12 protein-coding genes are annotated in these 22,622 nt (G+C 70.0%); all 12 read right to left on the bottom strand.

Translation table 11 applies throughout. From position 1 onward, the window contains the following. A partial coding sequence (locus C7389_RS21190) for a non-ribosomal peptide synthetase (protein WP_133594660.1) occupies nt 1–3,416 on the bottom strand: 3,416 nt, incomplete at its 3' end. Between the two features lie 9 nt (nt 3,417–3,425). Further along, entirely contained in the window at nt 3,426–8,009 is a 4,584-nt protein-coding gene (locus C7389_RS21195) for a type I polyketide synthase (RefSeq protein ID WP_133594661.1), read from the bottom strand. Then, nucleotides 8,009–13,261 carry a non-ribosomal peptide synthetase gene (locus tag C7389_RS21200; protein WP_133594662.1) on the bottom strand — a complete coding sequence of 1,751 codons (5,253 nt, stop codon included), beginning with the start codon at nt 13,259–13,261 and terminating at the stop codon, nt 8,009–8,011. Before C7389_RS21200 ends, C7389_RS21195 begins: the two co-directional genes overlap by 1 nt. A 64-nt stretch (nt 13,262–13,325) precedes the next feature. Then, complete coding sequence (locus C7389_RS21205; RefSeq protein ID WP_133594663.1) at nt 13,326–14,018, bottom strand: 4'-phosphopantetheinyl transferase family protein; 693 nt, start codon at nt 14,016–14,018, stop codon at nt 13,326–13,328. Continuing rightward, entirely contained in the window at nt 13,996–14,733 is a 738-nt protein-coding gene (locus C7389_RS21210) for a thioesterase II family protein (RefSeq protein ID WP_133594664.1), read from the bottom strand. The genes C7389_RS21205 and C7389_RS21210 overlap by 23 nt, the downstream gene beginning before the upstream one ends. 10 nt (nt 14,734–14,743) lie before the next feature. Then, nucleotides 14,744–15,004 (bottom strand): MbtH family protein, encoded by a 261-nt coding sequence (locus C7389_RS21215; RefSeq protein ID WP_133594665.1) that lies wholly within the window; start codon nt 15,002–15,004, stop codon nt 14,744–14,746. Nucleotides 15,005–15,349: 345 nt separating this feature from the next. Further along, on the bottom strand, nt 15,350–15,589 hold the full coding sequence (locus C7389_RS21220; protein WP_133594666.1) for a FecR/PupR family sigma factor regulator: 240 nt from the start codon (nt 15,587–15,589) through the stop codon (nt 15,350–15,352). 144 nt (nt 15,590–15,733) lie between these two features. After that, nucleotides 15,734–16,246: an RNA polymerase factor sigma-70 gene (locus tag C7389_RS21225; protein ID WP_133594667.1), complete on the bottom strand. Its 513-nt coding sequence runs from the start codon at nt 16,244–16,246 to the stop codon at nt 15,734–15,736. Between the two features lie 404 nt (nt 16,247–16,650). Next, a complete protein-coding gene (locus C7389_RS21230; RefSeq protein ID WP_133594668.1) occupies nt 16,651–17,667 on the bottom strand; it encodes a FecR domain-containing protein in 1,017 nt (338 codons plus the stop codon). A gap of 1 nt (nt 17,668) precedes the next feature. Next, nucleotides 17,669–18,265, bottom strand: coding sequence for an RNA polymerase sigma factor (locus tag C7389_RS21235; RefSeq protein WP_211168470.1), 597 nt, complete (start codon nt 18,263–18,265; stop codon nt 17,669–17,671). Between the two features lie 323 nt (nt 18,266–18,588). Continuing rightward, nucleotides 18,589–19,938: a virulence factor family protein gene (locus tag C7389_RS21240; protein WP_133594670.1), complete on the bottom strand. Its 1,350-nt coding sequence runs from the start codon at nt 19,936–19,938 to the stop codon at nt 18,589–18,591. Between the two features lie 2 nt (nt 19,939–19,940). Beyond that, nucleotides 19,941–22,529 carry a bifunctional lysylphosphatidylglycerol flippase/synthetase MprF gene (mprF, locus tag C7389_RS21245; RefSeq protein ID WP_133594671.1) on the bottom strand — a complete coding sequence of 863 codons (2,589 nt, stop codon included), beginning with the start codon at nt 22,527–22,529 and terminating at the stop codon, nt 19,941–19,943. Between the last annotated feature and the right edge of the window lie 93 nt (nt 22,530–22,622).

A 22,622-nucleotide genomic window follows, 5' to 3' on the forward strand; every position in this document is an offset into this window, starting at 1 on the left:
ACCTCGCCCTGGAGCCGCAGGCCCCCGGCGATGTGGTACGCCGTGCTGGCACGGTCCAGTTCCCACAGGAACCATTGACGACGTTGCGCGTAGGACAGGGCCAGCCCTTCGCCGCGGGCAGCCGGGTCAAGCACCGGTATCGAGCCCTCCATCCCGCTGCCGGCTTCAGTTGCTGCCACCAGCGTACGCGCAAAGCTCTCCAGCCGTTGGTGCTCGAAGACCTGGCGCGGGCTGGCGCGGAACCCTGCCCTGTGCAAACGGGCAACCAGCTTCAGGCTCAGGATGGAGTCACCACCCAGTTCAAAAAAGCCGTCCTGGCGGCCGATCCGCTCGGTACCCAGCAACTCCGCCCAGATCGCGGCCAAGGCCTGCTCCACCTCGCCCTGCGGCGCTTCGTAGGCTTGCGTGCCGGCCAGTTCAGGCTTAGGCAGCGCCTTGCGGTCGACCTTGCCGTTGGCATTCAGCGGCAGGCGCTCCAGCAATATCAGCGCGGCGGGCACCATGTACTCCGGCAACGAAGCCGCCAGACGCGACCGCAGCTGCCCGCTCTCGCACCTCGCCTCCGGCTTCAGCGCCACGTAGCCCACCAGCCGCGCCCCGCCCGGGCCTTCGGCCGCCACCACCACCGCTTCACGCACTTCCGGCTGCGCCAGCAGTTGCGCTTCCACTTCGCCCAGTTCGATGCGGAAGCCCCGGATCTTGACCTGGTGGTCTATCCGGCCCAGGTATTCCAGTTCGCCTTCCGCGTTCCAGCGCACCAGGTCGCCCGTGCGGTACAGCCGGCCACCGGCTTCGTCGTAGGGGTCGGCGATGAAGCGTTCGGCGCTCAGGCCGGGGCGGTTCAGGTAGCCGCGGGCGAGGCCCGCTCCCCCCAGGTACAGCTCGCCGGGCACGCCTATCGGCACAGGATTCAATCCCTGGTCCAGCACCCGCAATTGCGTTGCAGCAATCGCCCCGCCGATCGCCGGACTTCCCTGGGTGTGTCTGGCCGCCGACCAGATCGTGGTTTCGGTCGGCCCGTACATATTCCAGAGCTCCACCCCGCCCTCCATAAGCGAGCAGGCGAGATCGGGATGGAGCGCTTCGCCCCCGCAGAGGCCTTTGAGCGGTTTTCCCGGCGCCAGAGGCCAATTCCCTTGCATGAGGGCTCGCCACCCCGATGGGGTCGCCTGCAGCACTGTCACGCCATGGTCCACGGCGAGTTGGGTCAGCGCCCCTCCGTCGTGCACTGCATCCCTGGTGGCAAGGACGATACTCGCGCCCTGGACCAAGGGCAGGAAAAGCTCCAGGGCGGCAATATCAAAGGAAAGCGAGGTAAGCGCCAGGAGGACATCCTCCGCCGTCACCCCGGGTGCGCCTGCCATCGCGCACATGAAGTTGCTCAAGGAGGAATGGCGGACCATCACCCCCTTGGGCCGCCCGGTGGACCCCGATGTATAGATCAGGTAGGCCAGATTCCCACCGCAGACCGCCACCTCGGGCGGGCTTTCGCAGCCGCCGTCGAAGTCCAGCAGGTCCAGCTCCAGGATCGCCACGTCCGGCCCCGCCGGGACGTGGTCCCTGACATCGCTGCAGGTGAGCAGCAGCGCAATTCCGCTGTCCTCCACCATGTAGCCCAAGCGCTCCGCCGGGTACGCCGGGTCCAGTGGCACATAGGCCCCACCCGCCTTCAGGACGGCCAGCAGGCCCACCACCATCTCCAGCGAGCGCTCGACCGCGATCCCTACCTTCACTTCCAGACCGACGCCCCGCCCGATCAGGTAGTGCGCGAGCCGGTTGGCCCGCCGGTTCAACTCGCCGTAGCTCAGCTGCGCTTCACCGAAGATCACCGCCACCGCGTCCGGACTCGCAGCCGCCCGCGCTTCGATCAAACGGTGGATGGGCTGGGCATCATCAAAGCGCTCGGGGTTCTCGCCCCATGTCCGCAGCTGCGCCAGTTCCGCGCCGCCCAGCAACTGCACCTCATCCAGGCTGAGCTCGCGCTGCTCCGCGAAGGCCCGCAGCAGCGCCAGGTAGTGCCCGGCCATGCGCTCCACCGTCGCCGCGTCGAACAGTTCCGCGGCGTAGATGAAGTTCGCATCGACGCGTCCGTCCTCGTACTCGCAGGTCTGCAGCGTCAGTTCGAACTGGGCGGCCTGTTCGTCGAAATCCAGGCGCTGGACCTCGACGCCGGGCCAGCCGGCCAGCGCGCGGTGGTCGCGGCGCAAGTGGTTGAACATCACCTGGAACAGCGGATTGGTGCTGAGGCTGCGCTCCGGCTGCAGGGCTTCCACCAGGCGCTCGAAGGGCAGATCCTGGTGCGCCTGCGCGCCCAGCGCGGTGTCGCGGACCTGGGTGAGCAGCGCATTCAGGCGGGTCCGCGGCGCGATCCGCGCGCGCAGCACCTGGGTGTTCACGAAGAAGCCGACGATGCCGGCCGTTTCCGCCCGGTTGCGGTTAGCGATGGGAACGCCGACCCGCACATCCTCCTGGCCGGTGTAGCGGTGCAGCAAGCCCTGGAAGGCGGCGAGCAGCAGCATGAACAGGGTGGCGCCTTCCTCCCGCGCCCGGCCGCGCAGCGTGTCCACCAGGGCGCCGGGCAGGCTCAGCAGGTGGTGCGCGGCGGTGTAGCTGCCGTCGGCCCGGCGCGGGTGGTCGGCAGCCAGGGCCAGGGCCGGCTGGTCCTCGCCCAGTTGCGCTTTCCACCAGGCGAGCTGGCGCTCGCCCTCACCCGCCGCCAGCCAGCGCCGCTGCCAGGCCGCGTAGTCGGCATAGTGCAGCGGCAGGCCGGGCAAGGCCTGCGGCGTGCCCTGCACCTGCGCCCGGTACAGCGCGGCCAGTTCGTCCAACACCACCTGCACCGACCAGCCATCGGAGACGATGTGGTGCATCACCACCAGCAGCTGCCATTCACGCTCGCCGGTCTGCAGCAGGCTCATGCGCAGCAGCGGACCGCGGGTGAGATCGAAGGGCGTGCCGGTGATGGCGGCCCGTTCCTCCGCGAGCCGCGCCGCGCGTTCCGCTTCCGGCAGCCGATGCAGCGCCAGCGTCTGCAGTTCGAAACCAGCGGCCGGCAGCACACGCTGCGTCGCCCCGCCCTCGCCATCCTCCTCGAACACGGTGCGCAGCGCTTCATGCCGGTCCACGACGGCGCTCACGCCCGCGCGCAGCGCCTCCACATCCAGCGCGCCGGCAAACTTCAGGCCACCGCCGACGTGGTAGGCGGTGCTCTCCGGCTCCAGCTTCCACAGGAACCACTGCCGCAGCTGGGCGAAAGACAAGGGAGCCGGCTCGCCCGCGGCACGCGGGGCGATGGCCGCATCGGCATCGGCACTGCCGGCGGCATCCGCGCCGCGCAGCAATTCGTTCAGCCGGGCGCGTTGTTCGGGGGAAAGACGGGCACGGCGTTGGGACAGGTCTTGGTGGAGATCGGACATGGCGGGTTCTCAGACTGTTGCGGATGCGGGCGCTTCGGCTGCGACGGCCGGTTCGCCCTTCTCGATTTCTTCGATCAGTCGGGTTTCGACCAGGATGGCGAGATCGCCGATGGTGGGCGCCTTGAAGAAGGTCGCCGGATGCAGCTCCACGCCGTAGGCCTTGCGCACGCGGGCGAGGATCTGGATGGCCAGCAGGGAATCGCCGCCGAGTTCGAACAGGTTGTCGTTGATGCCGATGGGGGCGATGCCCAGCATGCCGGCCCACAACGCGGCCAGCCGCGTCTCCAGCTCGCCCTCCGGCGCCGCGTAGGGCACCGACAGCGGCGGGCGCGGGTGTTCGCCGCCCTTGTCGGCTACAGCGGGCAGCCCGATCTCCAGAACGTCCAGCATGCCGCCGTCCAGCGGGCCGAGCCGGGCGTCGAGATCGGTGGTGGAGACCACGATCTGCGCCACCGCCGGACCGTTGACGATGGCCTCGAAGGCCAGCGCGCCCTGCGGCCCGTCCATGCCGATGCCATCCGGCAACACCATGCCGGCGGCCATGCCGAGGTCGCGCCAGGCATCCCAGTCCACCGAGAACACCGGGTAGGGCACGCTGCGCTGCAGCTGCGCTGCCAGCGCATCCAGGTAGGCGTTGGCGGCGGCGTAGTCGCCCTTGCCCAGGCCGCCGGCCATGCTGGAGACGGAGGAGCACAGCAGCACGAAGTCCAGCGCCTCGCCATCCGCCGCCGCCAGCAGTGCGCGGGTGCCCTGCAGCTTGGGCGCGAACACCCGCTCGACGACCTCCCGGTTTTTCGCATTGACCATGCCGGCCTCGGCGCTGCCAGCCGCATGCACGATGCCGTGGAGGGCGCCGAAACGGGCGCGGGCGGCGGCCACCGCGGCCTGCATCTGCGCCGGGTCGGAAACGTCCGCCGCCAGCGTCAGCACCTCGCCCCCCGCCGCCTCCAGCGCCAGCAACAGCTGCAGCTTCTGCCGCAGGCCCTCCGGCTGCTCCGGCGCCACCGCAAGGGCTTCCCAGTCCGTCCGTGCCGGCAAGGGGGTGCGGCCGAACAGCACCAGCCGGGCCTTCCAGTTCGCCGCCAGGTGCTGGGCGAGCGCCAGGCCGACACCGCCCAGGCCGCCGGTGATCAGGTAAACACCGCCCTGGCGCAGGCGCTGCCGCCCTGCGCCGGCCGCCATGCGCTCGTAGGACTTGGTCCAGCGTTGCAGGCCGCGATAAGCCACCGGCGTCGTGCTGGCAGGCAAGGCGGTTTCGGCGAGGATGCCGTCGGCAAGCCGGGCCTGCGCCTGGGCCTCCGCCGGCGCCACCACGTCGATGACGCGGCAGGCGATGTGCGGATACTCCTGGCCGACGACCTTGCACAGCGCGAACACCGTGGCCTTCTCGGGGCACAGCGGTTCCTGCCCGGTGACATCCTCCGCGCCGTCGAGCACCACGGTGAGGGCGAGTTCGCGGGCGCCCGCCACGCTGTCCCAGGCCTGCGCCAGCGCCATCAGGCTGTGGAAACCGCAATCCAGCGCAGCCGCTGCATCCGGCTGGCCGGCGGATTCGCCATTCAGGCTCCACAGGTGGAATACCTCGGACAGCTTTCCGTGCTCGGCTTCGATCCGGCGCAGCGTCGCCTCATGATCGGCGCGGGCATCCACCCTGATCGAATAACGGCCCGGACCGCGGCGGGCCAGCTCCACACCGGGCGTCAGCCACACCACCTGCCGGCCGCGCTGCTGCAGGCGCGCGGCGAGCACTGCCGCCAGACCCTCTTCCCGCTGAGCCAGCAGCAGCACGCAGCCGCCGCCAAGCTCCGCCACGGCCTCATCGCGCACTAGCGGCGGCACCCGCTTCCACACCGGCAGGTAGAAGGCATCCTCCGGCCGCCCCGGCTCCACGCCAGCGAACTGCCAGGCGCGCCCGGCCGCGGCCGCGCTGCCGGCTACCGGCGGCTCCACCCAGTAGCGGCGGCGCTGGAAGGGATAGGTGGGCAGCGGCACCCGCCTGCGCTTCTTCGCCTGCAGCGCCGCCCAATCCACCGCGACGCCGGCGCACCACAGCGTCGCCACCGCGTTGGCCAGCTGCTGCTCATTGCGCGCGTGCTGTTGCGGATGGGCTTGGCTGGCGAGGATGGCCGCGGCCGAACGGCTGCCCGGATGCGGCCGCGCCAGACCGGCCAGCGTCTCGCCCGGGCCGACCTCCATCAACACCCGCCCCGGCGTGGCGAACACCGTCGCCAGCCCGTCGGCGAAGCGCACCGTGCCGCGCAGGTGGCGGCCCCAGTAGGCCGGATCGACCGCCTCTTCGGCGGTGATCAAGCGCCCGGTGACATTGGAAACGAAGGGCAGGCCGGGCGCCTGCCGCGGCACCGCCGCCACCGCGCGCTCCAGCTCGGTGACGATGGGTTCCACCAGGCTGGAATGGGAGGCGATGGCCACATGCAAGCGCCGCGGCAGCTGCTGGCGGGCAGCCAATGCCGCCTCCACCCGCTCCACCGCCGCCACCGGGCCGGCCAGCACGCACAGCGATTCGCCATTCACCGCCGCGAGGTCGCAGCCCTCGCCCAGCAGCGGCGCCAGCTCCGCTTCAGGCAGGGCCACCGCCGTCATCGCGCCGGCCTCCAGCGTCTCCATCAGCCGGCCGCGGGTGGCGACGATGGACAGCGCATCTTCCAGCTGGAACACACCGGCGAGGCAGGCCGCGACGTATTCGCCCAGGCTGTGCCCCAGCATCAGCGCCGGCTGCACGCCGCAATGCATCCACCAGCGCGCCAGCGCGTACTCGACGACGAACAGCGCCGGCTGCGCCAGCGCCATGCGGAACAGCTCGCGGTCGGCCCCGGCTTCGGCGCCGGCGGGCGGAAACAGCAGTTCGCGCAGATCCCTGCCCAGTTGCGGCCGCAACAGTTCGCAGCAGCGGTCGATCTCGGCGCGGAAGAAGGCATCGCGGCGGTACAGCGCTTCCCCCATGCGGGCGTGCTGGGTGCCGCCGCCGGGGAAGAGGAAGACGACTTCCGGGGTTGCCGCGGCTTGCGCGGCGCGTGCAAGCGGCGCGGCCAGCATGTCCGCCGCCATCGCGCCATCCCGCGCCACCACCGCCTGGCGGTGGGCAAAGGCGCGCCGGCCTTGCTGCAGGGTGTGGGCAATGTCGGCGAGCGGTGCGCCTGCCTCGCGCAGCCAGGCCGCCAGACGAACGCGCGCCTCCGCCAGCGCGCCCTCGTCGCGTGCCGACAGCGGCAGGATCTGCCAGCCGTCGCCGGCTTCGGCCTCCCGCGGCTCCGGCGCTTCCTCCAGCACCACATGGACGTTGGTGCCGCCGATGCCGAAGGAGCTCACGCCCGCGCGACGCGGCGTGCTGCCTTGCGGCCACGGTCTGGCCTCGGTATTGACGTAGAACGGGCTGGCGGCGAGGTCGATCTGCGGGTTGGGGCGCTCGAAGTGCAGGCTGGGCGGCAGGGTGCGATGTTTAAGCGCCAGGGTTGCCTTGATCAGGCCCGTCACGCCGGCGGCGGCGTCCAGGTGGCCGATGTTGGTCTTCACCGAGCCCAGGGCGCAGTAGCCCTTGCGCGTCGCGCTGGCGCGGAAGGCGCGGGTGAGCGCGGCGAACTCGATGGGATCGCCCAGCGTGGTGCCGGTGCCGTGGGCCTCGATGTAGCCGATGGAGTCCGCCGATACACCGGCGACCAGTTGTGCCGCCCGTATCACCTCGGCCTGGCCGTCCACGCCCGGCGCGGTGAAGCCGATCTTGGCCGCGCCATCGTTGTTCGCCGCCGAGCCGAGTATCACCGCGTGGAGGGTGTCGCCGTCGCGCAGGGCGTCGTCCAGCCGCTTCAGCACCACGATGCCGGCGCCGCTGCCGATCACCGTGCCGGCGGCCTTCTCGTCGAAGGCGCGGCAATGGCCGTCCGGCGACAGGATGGCACCCGCCTGGTAGCGGTAGCCGCCATCCTGCATCAGGTTGAGCCACACGCCGCCGGCCAGCGCCATGTCGCAGTCGTGGGCGAGCAAGGCCTGGCAGGCCAGATGCACCGCGGTCAGTGAAGTGGAGCAGGCCGTGTGTACCGACACCGCCGGGCCGCGCAGGTCCAGCTTGTAGGCGACGCGGGTGCATAGCGAGCCGGCGGAGTTGCCGCTCATCAGCCCCAGCATGTCGGCGATGCCGCCGCTCGCTTCCGCGCCCAGCGCCGGCAGCAGGTTCCGCAGCAGGTAAAGATTGGGGCCATCGCCGGCATACACGCCGACCGGGCCGGGCACCGTGCGGCTGTCGTAGCCCGCATGCTCCATCGCCTCCCAGGCGCACTCCAGGAAGATGCGCTGCTGCGGGTCCAGCTGCTCGGCTTCCCGCGGCGTGTAGCCGAAGAAGCCGGCGTCGAAGCGGTCCATGCCGTCCAGTTCGGCGCTGGCGCGCACGTAGTCGGGATCCGCCAGCAGCGCCTCGGCCACACCGCGCTCGCGCAGCTCCGCCTCGCTGTACTGGCGTATGGCCTCCACGCCGTCGCGGATGTTGCGCCACAGCGCCTCCACGTCCGGCGCCCCTGGAAAGCGGCCGGCCATGCCGACGATGGCGATCTCGAGGCCGGTGTATTCGTCTTGCACGTCCATCAGTTGATCTCCTCGGCAGAAAGGCGGCGGCGCAGCAGGGCCTCGCGTTTGCGGCTGGCCCGCTCGACGGAGGTGTCGGCTGCGGCGGTCGGGGCGGTTTCATTGCCCCGGGCAAGGCGACGAGCGAGCGCATTCACGGTGGGGAACTGGAACAGTTCGACGACAGGGAGATCGGCCCGCAGGCGTTCGGCAAGCAGGCGCTGCATGCGGATCAGCAGCAAGGAGTGGCCGCCGAGGTCGAAGAAGTTGTCGTCGCCGCCGACCTGCGGCAGCTGCAGCAGCTCGGCCCAGATGGCCGCCACCGCTTCGGCCAGCGGCCCCTGCGGCGCGGAACCCGGACGGGAGGCCAGCTCGATCGCCGGCAGCGCCTGCCTGTCCACCTTGCCGTTGGCATTCAGCGGCAAGGCCGGAAGCAGCATCAGCGCCGATGGCAGCATGTAGTCCGGCAGCATGGGCGCGAGCCGCTCGCGCAGGGCCTCCGCCTCCACGGCGCATCCCTGGTGCAGCGACACGTAGGCCGCCAGCCTCGCGCCGCCGGGGCCGGGCCGGGCCACGACCACCGCCTCGCGCACCTCCGGCTGGGCCAGCAGTTGCGCCTCCACCTCGCCGAGTTCGACACGGAAGCCGCGGATCTTCACCTGGTGGTCGATGCGCCCCAGGTATTCCAGCTGCCCTTCCCGGTTCCAGCGCACCAGGTCGCCCGTGCGGTACAGCCGCCCGCCGGCCCGGCCGCAGGGATCGGCGATGAAGCGCTCGGCGGTGAGCCCCGGGCGCCCCAGGTAGCCCCGGCCCAGGCTGGCGCCGCCGAGGTAGAGCTCGCCCACCGCGCCCGGCGGCACTTCGGCCAGCCCGGCATCCAGCACATAGGCCTGGGTGTCGCTGATCGGCCGGCCTATCGGCACCGGGGTGGCGCCATCGTCGCGGCATGACCAGTGCATGACATGGATGGCCGTTTCCGTGGGGCCGTAGAGGTTGTAGAGCCGCGCCGCCGGCAGACCGGCCGCGAAAGCCCGCTGCAGCTCGGCGGACATCGCCTCGCCGCCGCAGAGGATGCGCCTGAGGCTGGCGCAGGCGGCGATATCGCCATGCTCCAGCACCGCCTGCAACATGGCCGGCACGAAGTTGACGGTGGTGATGCGGTGCGCCCGGATCAAGGCCGCCAGCCGCGCCGGATCGCGCTGCTCGCCCGGCTGCGCCAGCACCAGCTGGGCGCCGGCGCTGAGCGGCCAGAAGATCTCCCAGGCGGAGACGTCGAAACCGAAGGGCGCCTTGTGCAGCACCACGTCGGCCGCGGTCAGGCTGTAGCTTTCCTGCATCCACGCCATGCAGTTGTGGAGGGCGCCGTGACGGTTGGCGGCGCCCTTGGGCAGGCCGGTGGAGCCGGAGGTGTGGATGACGTAGGCCAGGCTGTCGGCATGCAGTTCGACGGCCGGATCGTGCTCCGGCATGCCAGCCTCCGCCGCTTCGTCCAGCAGCAGGCGCCGCATCGCCGGCAGTGCATGGGGAAATGCGTCATGCGTCAGCAGCAGGTCCACGCCGCCGTCGGCAAGGATGTGCGCCAGGCGCTCGGCAGGCTGGTCCGCGTCCAGCGGCAGGTATGCACCACCAGCCTTCAGCACCGCGAGCAGGCCGACGATCATCTCCGGCGAGCGCTGCAGGGCGACCCCGACCCGGCGCTCCGGCCCCACGCCCAGGGCGATCAGCCGGTGGGCGAGGCGGTTGGCGCGGCGGTTCAGCGCCGCGTAGCTGAGCGACTCGCCGGCGCAGTGCAGCGCCAGCGCCTGCGGCCGGGTCCGGGCGTGGAACTCGAACATGCGATGTACCGGCTGCGGTTCGCCATGACGATGCGCGTTGATCCCCCACGTGCTCGGGGCCGCCGCACTCAGCGCCACCTCGCCAAGGCGACACTGCGGGCGCTGGGCTAGCGTCTCCAGTACAGCGAGGTAGTCGCAGCCGAAACGTGCCATGGTGTCGGCCTCGAACAGCTCGGCGGCATAGCACAGTGCCAGGCTGAGCGTGCCCTCACTCCCTTCCCTGGCCTCCAGCACCAGTTCGAACTGCGCCGCATGCCCGGGGCGATGCTCCAAGGTGGCATCCAGACCCGGCAGGGACTGCAGGCTGCGCACATCCTGCTGCAGATGGTTGAACGCCACCTGGAACAGCGGGCTGTGGCCCAGGCTGCGCCCGGGCTGCAGCGCCTCCACCACTTGCTCCAGCGGCAGATCCTGGTTGGCCTGGGCGCCCAGCGCCGCCTCCCGCAGCTGGAGGAGCAACTCCTCCAGCGCGCGCTGTGGCGCGGCCTCGGCGCGCAGCACCACGGTATTGACGAACAGGCCGACCACGCCGGCAAGCTCGCTCCGGCTCCGGCTGGCCATCGGCACGCCGATGCGGATGTCCTGCTCGCCGCTGTAGCGGGCGAGCACCGCGGCGAAGCCGGCCAGCAGCACCATGAACAGGCTGGCATCGCTGGCTTCCGCCCGCCGCTTCAGCGCGGCTGGCAATTCCGGCGGCAGCGCCAGTTGCAGGGTGGCCGCCCGGTAGCGGGCAAGCGCCGGCCGGGGATGGTCGGTCGGCAAGGCCAGCACCGGGTGAACCTCGCCCAGTTGCTGCCGCCAGTAGGCAAGCTGGCGCTCCCGCAGGCCGCCATCCAGCCGGCGCCGCTGCCATGCGGCGTAGTCGGCGTACTGCACTGGCAGCGGGGGCAGCGGACCGGCTGCGGCGTATGCCGCCGTCAGCTCATCGAGCAGGATCTGCATCGAGGCTCCGTCGGTGACGATGTGATGCATCGCCAGCGCCAGCAGATGCTCGGTCTCCCCCAGGCGGATCAGCAGCGCCCTCGCCAGCGGCCCTTCCGTCAGATCGAAGGGGCATGTCTCGAACTCCGCCAGCGCCTCCGCCGCTTCCGCCTCGGCGTCGGCGCGGCTGCCCAGATCCACCTGCGCCAGCGGCAACCCGGCGCGCTCCCGCAACTGCAGCGCCGGCAAACCGTCCGCCCCCGGCCGGACGCCGGTCCGCAGGGATTCATGGCGCAGCACCAGTTGGTCGAGCGCCGCCTGCAATCTGGCGACATCCAGCGCGCCCCGTAGACGCAGCGCGCAATGGATGTGATAGGCGGTGCTTTCCGGGTCCAGCCGCCACAGGAACCATTGGCGTTCCTGCGCATAGGAGGGCTGCAGCAAGCCCCCTCGCTGCGTCAGCGGCGCCAGCGGCAATGCCTCGCCGGCATGTCGCGGCCCGGCCAGCCGGCGCTGCAGTTCCGCCACGCAATCCTGCAGGCGGGGATGTTCGAACAGGGTGCGGGGCGGGAAGTCGATCTGCCATTTCGCCTCCACTGCCGCGGCCACCCGTACCGCCGCCAGCGAATTTCCGCCGCTGGCGAAGAAATGGCTGGCGTCACCGAAATCGGTGCCCGGCCGCTTCAGCGCCTGCGCCCAGATCGCGGCAAGCGCGGCAGCGATCTCATCGCCCGCCTCCCGCGCCAGCGCCTGCTTCGCCGGCCGGCCGCTTTCAGCACCGCCCCGTTGCATCCTGCCGAACGCATGCACCGCATACGCATCCAGCGTGCCTTCCAGCCAGCCTTGCCGGCAGGCGCGGCGCTGCAGTTTGCCGCTGGAGGTCTTGGGCAGTGCGCCGGGGTTGAGCAGCACCACCACCGACAGTGCTTCGCCAAAGGCTTCGCCCACTACCTGGCTGAGCATGTCCACCAGCGCGTCGGCCGCTACCAGTTTCTGCAGGCTGCGCGGCACCTCGGCCGCCAGGCCTATGCCCTCGCCCTCCGGGCCTTCCACCGCGAAGGCGGCGACACGGCCCTTGCGCACCGCGTCCACCTCCGCTTCAACCGTGCGCTCTATGTCCTGCGGATAGAGGTTGTGGCCGCGGACGATGATCAAGTCCTTGACCCGGCCGGCGATGTGGAGCTGGCCCTGGTGCATGAAGCCGAGATCGCCGGTGCGCAGCCAGTTTTCCCCCGCTTCGGCGATGAAGGTGGCGGCGCTCTCTTCCGGCTTGTTCCAGTAACCGCGGCAGATGCTGGGACCGCCGGCCCAGATCTCGCCGATGCAGCCCTCTGCCAGTTCGGCGAGCGTCTCCGGGTCGCGGATGCTGACCGCATGGCCGGCGACGGTGCTGCCGCAGGCGACCAGCGTGCGGCCGCCGCTGCCGCCGACGGCGCGCCGCTGGCCGAGTTCGTCGGCGAGGAAGGTGCTGGCGCTCATGCCGGAGCCGCGGCGGCCGCAGGTGACGAACAACGTCGCCTCGGCCAGCCCGTAGCAGGGATACAGCGCGCCGGCTGAGAAACCGGCGGCGGCGAAGCGCTGGACGAAGGCTTCCAGGGTGTCGTGCCGCACCGGCTCGGCGCCGGAGAAAGCCACCTGCCAGCTCGATAGGTCCAGCGCCGCGGCCTGCTGTTCGGTGATGCGCTCCAGGCACAGCCGGTAGGCGAAGTCCGGCCCGCCGCTGACAGTGCCGCGATGGCGGGAGATCGCCTCCAGCCAGCGCAGTGGCCGTTCCAGGAAGAAACGCGGCGTCATCAGCACCAGGCGGATGCCGCGGTGGATGGGCTGCAGCAAGCCTCCGATGAGGCCCATGTCGTGGTACAGCGGCAGCCAGGAGACCACGACGTCGGCAGCCGAGATGGAGAAACCGGTCTCGATGGCGCGCTCGTTCGCCATCAGGTTGGCATGGCTCACCATGACGCCCTTGGGCGCCGAGGTGGAGCCGGAGGTGTACTGGAGGAAGGCGAGGTCATCCCCCTGCGGGCGGCAATCGCGCCAGCGCTCGGCCCATTCCGGCTCGACCGCATCCACCGCCAGCGGCACCATCTTGCCGAGGCCGGGCATGGCTGCTTCCATCATCCGCAGCATGGCGGCGGTGCTGAGTATGCAGCGCGCCTGCGCATCCAGGGCGATGCCCGCCAGCCGGGCGAGATGCTGCGGCCGGCTGGATTCGGGCGGAAACACCGGCACCGCGACCAGGCCGGCATACAGGCAGGCGAAGAAGGCGACGACGTAGTGATCGTCGTTGTCCAGCAGCAGCAGCGCGCGCTCGCCCGTGGGGAAGCGGGCCTGCAGCGCGGCCGCCAGCGCGCGGACGCGGCGGTCCAACGCGGCATAGGTGATGGGGGTATCGAGCGGCTGGCCGTCCTGCTCGGTGACGATGACCAGGCCGACGTCATCGGCACGCTCTTCGGCCAGTTGGCGCAGGCAGCTGACGAAATCCGGCGGCGAGGCCGGGGATGGGCACGCAGAATTCATGTTCTCTCGCTCGGGGTAAGGGCGCGGGCTTGCGGTGGGCGCTTGTCGCTCGGCGGGATGCCGGCTAGCTGCTGTCGCCGTCGGCCGGCTCAGCCCAGGCCACGGCCGCCGCATAGCCGGGAAGGGGCAGCACCTGCCCGCGCAGCCGCGGCCAGCCGCGGATTGCATGGGCGCCATCCAGGCGGCCATCGGCGGCATGCCGTATCGACAGTGCCTGCAGGTGCTCGGCGATACCGACGCCGACCGCCTTCAGCACCGCTTCCTTGGCCGCCCAGTTGGCGAAGAAGGCAGCCGTGGGTGCATGCGGCGTCTGCGCCAGCGCGGCGCGCTCCTGGGCGGTGAAGGCGTAGGCGGCCAGCGCGGCGAAATCCAGGCTGTCGTCATGGCGCTCCACATCCACCCCGACCGCTTCCAGCGTGTTGTCGTCGGCCAGCGCGATCAGCACGCAGTTGCCGGAATGGGCGAGATTGAAGGCGGCGCCGCCATCCTGCAGGGCCGGCTTGCCGTGGCGGTTGGCGGTGAAGCTCAGCGTGGAAGGCTCGCGCCGCAGCCGGGCGCCCAGCAGGCGCCGCAAGGCAGCGCGGCCACTCACCGCGCGCTGGCGGTCGGCATGGCGGCGGTAGCGGCTGGCGCGTGCGCGCTCGTCCTCGCTGAGCACCGCCAGGTCGCCCGCCGCGAGTGGCGCCGCCAGGTCCAGGTTCAGCATCCACACCTCCAGGCCGGAGGGCACCGTCTCAGGCAAGGGCAGCGTTCGCATCGCTCGCTCCCGCCAGTTCGCCCAGGCGTCCGGCCAGCGCCTGCAGCACCTCTCTCTCCTGCTGCCGGATGAAGAAATGACCGCCCTCGAACCACTGCAGCGAGAAGGCACCGGCCGCTTCCTGCCGCCAGGCTTCCAGGCGATCCGGCTCGATCTCGTCCTGACGGCCGCCGAAAACGTGCAGCGGCATCCGCAGCCGCGTACCGGGGCGGTATTCGAAACTGGCGCAGATGCGGTAGTCGGCGGCCAGGGTGTCCAGCGTCATGCGCAGCAGCTCGGGGCTGGCGAAGACTTCTTCCGGCGTGCCGCCCTGCCTGTGCATGTCGGCGATCAGCGCGGCGTCGTCGTCCTTGCCGGCGAAGTAGGCCGGATCGCGCTGCGCCGGCGCCGGGCTGCCGGAGGCGAAGACCGCTTCGGGCAGCGACATGCCGCCGCGCTGCAACTGCTGCACCATCCCGTAGGCCAGCAGGGCACCCATGCTGTGGCCGAACAACGCCCAGCGCTTGCCATGCCGGCCCGGCAGCTCGGCGCACAGTTGCACCACCAGGGCGCGATAGTCCTCCGCGTGGGCTTGATCCAGACGAGCACCCCGCCCCGGCAACTCCAGCGGCACGATGCGTATCCACTGCGGCAGCAGACGCCGCCAGCGCAGGTACATGGTGGCGCTGGCACCGGCGCAGGGCAGGCACAGCAGGTCGATGGGGGAGCCCGGCACGTCGACCGCCTTACTGCAGACTGGCCGGGGCCGCTTCGGCGCCCTTCTTCGCGGCCTGCTCGTCCATCCACTTGCGCAGGGAGAGCGGGCGCATGTCGGTCCAGGTGCGCTCGACGAATTCGAGCACGGTCTTCTTGTCGCCTTTCACGCCGTCCACCGCCGTCCAGCCGCCGGGCACCGCCTTCCAGTGCGGCCAGATGGAGTACTGCTCTTCGTGATTGACGAGGACGATGAAGATCTCGTCTTCGCGGTCGAAACAACTGGTGCTCATGCAACTCTCCTCGCAGGATTGATGCGCCGGAGATAAACGCCGGCGCGAGGCGCAGGACGCGCTTCTCAAACACATGACGAGCGAGCTGCGGCGGAATTTAGCCGCGATGCACGGAGGGCAGGAGGACGCCGCTTCGAATCCGGCACGGCACGGGAAGAGATCCCGCAACCCGCCCGGACGCGGAAAGGCTCACGCCGGGATTGAGACGCCGGGTGTAGGGAATCAGGGCTGTAAACGGCAAATCTCCGCTCCGGCTTCAGGCCGGATGCGGAGATTCAGGAAGCTTCAAAACAGCGAGCGCGGCGAGGCACCGGGCTCGCCGTGGAGGTCAAACCTGCCCGGCGCTCAGACCTCCTCGGAACGACAGGAGGTGGAGGCGGAATCCACATCTTCGGAGGGCGGCACCAGGCCGGTGATCAACCACAGCCGGGCGGCTTCCTGGTAGGCCCGCCCATGCTGCGGGGATATGGCCAGCCATTGCAGCAGGTCCGCGCGTCCGGCTTCGTCCAGCGTTCCGTCATGCTCCCGCATGGTCCATTCGACCGCCTGCTGCCAAACCGGATCTTCCTTCCCCGTCTTCGTCATCACGCTCACCGTTCGGCCCCTGTGGCCACGATCTGTCAGATAGACGTTTCGCAACCGGGCCTGTTCAGTCCGGTAATAACGTCATATCGACAGATTGTAGCAACAAAATACTTGATTTCTGGTCAATCAAGCGACCGAACGTGATCAACTTCCTCCCAGCGCCGCACGGCAATGATCGATCGCGTCGCGGATCATGAAGTTCACCAGCGTGGTGGAGACCCCCAGCCGTTCCGCGATCTCGCGCTGCGTCAGCCCACCGACGCGGTACAGCTCGAAGGCCTTGCGGGTGCGCTCCGGCAGTTCGCCCAGCGCGCAAGCCACCCGCCCCAGCTCCTGGCGGCCGATGGCGATGGCCTCCGGCGTACCGGAGGGCGCGGGCACTTCCAGCCCCTCCTCCTCGCAGGCGAAGAAACCGGACTCCAGCGCGCAGCGGCGGTGGCGGTCTATCGCCAGGTTGCGCACTACCTGGTAGAGGTAGGCGACCGGCTGGCGGACGTCAAAGACCGCGTCCGCCTCGATGATCTTCAGATATGCGTCCTGCACGACATCGTCCGCCCGTTCCCGGTTGCCCAGGATCTTCATCGCCGCGTGGCAGAGCTGGCTGCGGTAGGTGATGAAGACATCGGCCAGCTCGGCGATCTGCTCGTTTGTTCGCACCGACTGCTCCTCCTGCTGATCCCCTAGGATCAAGTTGAATGAGATTCATTCTTAAATACAGGGTCTCAGCATAGTTGCCAACCGGCGCCGGCTGGATGAAATTATTTAATCGGAAATCGCCCCTGTCATATTGAATTCCGCCTTGAAAAACAGGCTGAATTCCGCATGGATACAGGGTTTGACGATTCCGGCGCGAGCGCCTTCCCTCCGTCGCCGCAGGGCGATGACGGAGGCCTCCCGAAGCTTGCCGAGGGGGGCTGCAGACCACTGGAAGCGGTGCCATTGCAGCGACCCACAGTCCACTAGACGGACCGCGGATAGAAACCGGGACAGGTGCTGGAGCGGAGAGGACGAGCGGCAGGGAAGCCGGCGGAGCGGCCAGGGCAGCGCGTGCTCCCGCCCGCTCAGCGGCTGCTCAGGCTGATGGTGCCGCCGTCCCGCCGCTCGATCTTGAGCGGGAACATGGCGGGCAGCACATCCAGCAGTTCGCGGGAATTGGCGGCGCGGAAGCGGCCGGTGAGGCGGAAGGCCGACACCCGGGCGTCGGCGAGCAGGATGGGCGCATCGCGGTAGGCATTCACCGCCGGGACGACCTCGTCCAGACGCACGTTGTCGAACACCAGCCAGCCATCCCGCCAGGCCGCGAGCGCCGAGGCATCCACCCGGCGCACCGGCTCGACCTGGCCATCGCGCAGCACCACGCCGTCGCCGCCATACAATTCGACCATGCGGCGATTCCAGGGCAGCAAGTTCAGCCCCTCCTCCTTGGGGAAGAAGCGGACATGCCCATGTTCCACCGAAATGCTGACCGGCCCGCCGCGATCGCTCACGGTGAAGGCGGTCCCCACCACTTCCACCGTGCCGACCCGCGTCTCCACCAGGAAGGGACGGGAGGCGTCCGGGGCGACCTGGAAATGGGCCTCTCCCTCCTCCAGCGCCACCACCCGGCGGCCGCGATAGAGGCGCGCTGTCAGCGCGCTGCGGGCATTGAGGTCGATCTGGCTGCCGGCCAGCCCCTGGCCATCGGGAAGCTCCGCCTGCAGCAGCTGGGCGGTGACGGTGCGGTAGGACTGGACGAAGACGGGCTGGTAGGCATACCAGGCGCCGCCGCCCCCCAGCATCGCGGTGCCCATACAGAGCGCGCCCAGCGAGAGCAGCATGCGACGCCGCACCCGGCGGGCGTCGGCGCTGCTGCCATAGGCGGGCTCATCGAAGCGCTGGCGCAGGTCCGCTGCCATGGCGCCCAGCATCTCCCAGCGACGCATCGCCTCCGCCCAGGCAGCTTCGTTCTCCTCGTCGCCGGCCCGCCAGCGCGCCAGCTGTTCCCTGGCCTTGCTGGCGGCATCCGGCGCCTCGATCGCCGCGCGGGCGATCAAGGTCAGTGCATGTTCGATCCGCTTTTCGCTGGCATCCTGTCCCATCTCAGCAGTATGCGTCCTCCGCCATCAGCGGAGAAGCGTCCGGCCCGGCAGCCGGATCGGTGCTGCCGGGCAGTTCGGCGCGAAGCTGGGCGAAGATGCGGGCGCAATCCACCGTCGCGCGCACCACATGCTTGGCGACCGCCGCCTCGGTGATGCCCAGCCGCTGCGCGATCTCCGCCTGGCTATGGCCGTAGGCGCGGAACAGCAGGAAAACCTCCCGGCGCCGCGGCGGCAGCGTTTCCAGCTGCGCCACCACCCGCTCCACCAGTTGCCGCTGGGCGTACAGGGTCTCGGAGGAAGGCGCGGCCAGGCTGGCCTGCAGGGCAAAGCGCTCTTCTTCCCAGGCCTGCACCACCTTGCGGTGCCGCGCCTGGTCGATGATGAGGTTGTGGGCGACCCGGAACAGCAGCGCGCGCGGCGATTCGATCACCTCGTCCCGCGCGGAAGGCCGCTGGGCGCGGGCGTAGACGTGCTCGAAGCTGGTCTGGGCAATGTCGGCTGCATCGTCAGTATTACGCAGCTTGTTGACCAGGTGACGGCGCAGATCCCGGTAGTGCAGCAGCAGTTCATCCACCAGGGAGGTGGAAACCGCGCTCACCGCAAGCTCCCACTGGCGACATATGAAGGACGCCGCCGCAGGCCGCATGGCGGTCGATAAGACTGAAGACCAACATCGTTCCTCATGAGACAGCCCCGGATACGCCGCTGCGGATGCGACCAAGATTAATAGGAATGATTATTGTTACGCAGCTTTCGCCGTTTGACAATCTTTCCTCGGCAGCATTTTTCTCATCCGTTCTCGATGCCTGCCCCGCCGCCCGCCCTGCACCCAGGGCAGCGCGCAGGCTTGGCGGAGGGAATCCGGACGATGCTAGGGCGCGGCCCCTGCCCAGGGTGCCGGCGTGATGGCGACTGGCCTGCCTACAAGGTCTCGCGCAGTTTCAGGCCGGAGAGGATGCGCCGGGCCAGTGCCTCGTAATCACCATCGAAATGGTGGCCGCCGGTGGTGCGGACGATCTCCGCCCGCCTGTCCAGCAAAGTGCAGGCGGCTTCGTCGTCATCCTGGCCGTAGAAGCACTGCAGGCGGCGGGGATCGATGCGGGCGGCCTCCGGCAGGGTGGGCAGCGCATCGCTCTGCTGCCGCTCCAGCCAGCCGGAAACGGTCACCTCGAAGTCGGCGCTGGCGGAGAAACCCAGCAGGGAGACTTGCACCACGCTCGCCCGCAGCGCGGCCGGCAGGCGGTTGTACAGCGCCGGCATCACGTCGGCACCGAAGGAGAAGCCGATCAGGGCCACCCGCCGCGCACCCCACTTGGCCTGATAGGTCTGGATGATGCGCGCCAGGTCATGCGCGCTCTGCTCCGGCGAGCGCCTGGACCAGAAGTAGCGCAGCACATCCACGCCAACCACCGACAGCCCGTCGCGCTGCAGCAGCGCGGCGACATCCTTGTCCAGATCCCGCCAGCCGCCGTCGCCGGAATAGAGCACCGCGAAGGTGTCGCCCCCCTGCTCCACCGGCAGCTCGATCAGCGGCAGGTCCGCCAGCGCGTCGTTGGCGGCATGGCCGTCCGCGCCGTGGCCGCCCACGATGGCCTGCTGCAGCACCACCCAGGGCGCAGCATTGGACGCAGCGACATGGACATCCTGCCGGCCGCGCGCCAGCGTCACCGCATAGGCACGATCCGCCGGCTCCGCCTGGGCGCTCAGATGCAGCTCGACACCATAGGGCAGCGGCGGCGGTGGCAGGCGGTAGCTGCCCTGCTCCACCGTACCCCCGCACATGGGTTTGCCGGCCGGCAGCCGCGCTGGGGCGTCCACCGCCACTACGCGGGCAATGGTGGCCGCGCCGGCTTGCCCGGCCACACCCAGCGCCATCGCGCCGCCGGCCTGCACCCCGGCGAGGACGGGAAAGTGATAGCGCTGGGTACCGGCTTGGCGCTGCAGGCGATGGCTGAGCGCCTCGATCTCGCCGATCAGCGTCACGCAGGCATCCTTGCGGACGGCCATGCGTTTCAGCGTGGCAGCCAGATCCACACCCATCACGGCGAAACCCTGTTCCGCCAGCGCCTTCGCGGCCTCCTGCTCCTGCGCGCCCCAGCCGGCGGCGTCGGAGAACAGCACCACCGCGCCGCCGGGGGCAGACTTCGGCAGTACGGTGAGCGGGTTGCCAATCAGGGGGCCGCTGTCCGCCGCAGCTGCCGCCGCACTTGCCGCCGCAATGCTGCAACCCAGCGCAAGGACAAGCGCGTGCAGCGCTTTCGAATGCTTCACGCTCATTTCCCTATCACCCCCTTCAAGCCGCCGCTGATCAGCACGGTGATGTCGGCCAGCGCCAACATCGGGTTGATGCCGCCGCTCACCGCCAGGTAGCGCGGTTGCCACTCGGGCTGGAATTTCGCCTTGAAGGCGCGCAGGCCACTGAAGTTGTAGAAGCGCTCGCCATGCTCGAACACCGCCCGGCCAACGCGGTGCCACACCGGCGCCGCCTCGCTGCCGGAAAGGCCGGAGAGCGGCGCCATGCCCAGGGTGAACCAGCCATAGCCCTCGCTCTGGAAGTGCAGGATCAACCGCAGCAGAAGCACGTCCATGACGCCGTTGGGTGCGCCCGGCAGGAAGCGCATCAGGTCGATGCTGGCCTCTTCCTTCAGCGCGGTGGTGAGCAGGGTGGCGAAGGCGACGATGCGGCCGGCCTGTCTCAGCACCGCGACCGGCTGGCTGCAGACGTAGCCCGGCTCGAACGCCCCCAGGGAGAAGCGCTTCTCCCTGACCTGGTGATGCCCCATCCAGGCATCGGACACCGCCTGCAGCTCCGGCAGGATGCCCTCCACCTCCACGGTGCCGACCACCTCGAACACCAGCCCTTCCCGTTCCGCCTTGTTCAGCGCCTGTCGCAGGTTGGCCCGCTTGGCGCCCTTGAGGTCGAAGCCGGGCAGGCTTACCCGCGCCTCTTCGCCCAGCTTGAAGGCCATCAGCCCGGCGTCCGCATACAACGCCAGCGAATCCGGCGCCACCTGATAGAAGGCCGCGCGGCCGCCCGCCTGCCGTGCCATCTCGACGAAGCGCCACACCAGGCCGGACCAGCATTCCCGCGGCCCTACCGGGTCGGACAAGGCCACCCAGGAGCGCCCTTGGCGGCCGTACATGATGAAGGCCCGGCCATCCTCCGAGAACAGCAGGCTCTTGTCGCCCATCGCCACCAGCCCGGCATCCACCCGCGGCTGAGCGGCGACGATGCGCCGCGCCTGCGCCAGTTCCTCCGCGGTCGGCAGCGCCGATTGCCGTGCCGCTGGCCGCAGCAGGATCCAGCCTGCGCCCACGCTGGCGGTCAGCAGCACGCCCAGCAGCGCGCGCAGGCTGCGCGGTGCCTCGCTGTAGAACTCGAACTGCCACCACAGCTCGTTGGTATAGGCCACGTCCTTGTAGACGAAGAGCAGCAGCGCCACCGCGGTGATCATCAGCGTCGCCACCGCCGCCAGCCAGCCCGGCGTCAGCGCCTGGTGCAGCAGCGAAGCCTGCCGCGAGAAAGACTTGCGCGAGGCGAGCAAGGCGGCGAACAAAGCCGCCAGCAGCAGCATCTCGCCCAACGCCAGCGCTTTCACCAATGCCAGCACCATGGACAGCGGCACGATGATGATCGCCAGCCACCAGGCGCCATCCAGCCGGTAGACCAGGCCGCGGGCAACGATCAGCAGCACCACGCCCAGCACGCTGGCGAGAAAATGGGCGCCTTCCACCAGCGGCAGCGGCACCGCCGCGCCCAGCAGCTCCAGTGGCTCGTCGCCCACCGGCGTCACGCCGGAGAAGATCAGCAGCGCTCCCAGCACCAGTGTGAACGCGCCGATCAGCGGCGGCGCCAGCCGCCTGCCGGCGCGCAGCGCGGCGTGCGCCAGCGGGCTGGCCGCGGCACGGCGCGCCTCCAGCGCGGTGATCAGCAGCACCGCCAGCGCCAGCGGCACCAGGTGATAGATCACCCGGTACAACACCAGCGCGCCCAGCACCTTCTCCGGCGCCACCTGGGACGACAGCGCGGCCACGATCACCGTCTCGAATACGCCCAGCCCCGCCGGCACATGGCTGAGCACGCCCAGCCCTATCGCCACCGCATACACCGCGATGAAGGCCGGCAGGCTGATGCTGTCCCCCGGCAGCAGCACCCACAGCGCCGCCGCCGAGGCGGACACATCCACCGCGGTGGCGAAGAACTGGCGCAGGATCAGCCGCCGCGAGGGCAGGCGCAGCTCATGCCCGAACAGGCGCAGCGCGCGCCCCTGGCCAACGACGAAGCACAAGCCGGCCAGCAGCGCGACGATCAGGCCGCCCAGCAGTTGCAGCGCCTGCGGCGGCAACGGCAGCATGGGGAAATCCCGCGCGGCGGCGATCAGCCCCAGCCCGGCCATGCCCGCCAGCCCGAAGCCGAAGGCCAGGCTGACGAAGGCGATGATGCGCGCCACCTCGTCCGGCTCCACGCCGTGCGGAGTGTAGAAACGGTAGCGGATGGCGCCGGCGGTCAGCGGGCCGAAGCCGGCGGTATTGCCGACCGCGTAGGCGCAGAAGGAGGTGAGCGCCACCGCCACCTTGGGCGGCTTGCGGCCGACGAACTCCAGGGCGCCCAGGTCATACACGGTGAGCGCGGCAAAGCTGAGGATGGTGCAGACCAGCGCAGCGGCAATCGCCGTCAGCGGCACCGCGTCCAGCGCAGCCTTCAGATCGGCGTAAGACACCTCGCCCATGAGGTGGCTGAAGGCAAACCAGGCCAGCGCAAGCACCAGCACCACGATCACCGGCAGGGCGAGCCGCCGCAGGGCGGCCACGGCGGCGGACGGCGGCGCCGAAACATCGGCGGTGGACGAAAGCTCAGACATTGCAGCCCGGGTTATCCGGCGAAGAAAGGCGAAGTTTAGCGACTTCGGGCAGCAGCCGCCGTGCGCCTGCCGCGCCGCCTGTCCGGAATCCTC

The organism is Azoarcus indigens, assembly GCF_004361735.1.
GTDB lineage: Bacteria > Pseudomonadota > Gammaproteobacteria > Burkholderiales > Rhodocyclaceae > Azoarcus > Azoarcus indigens.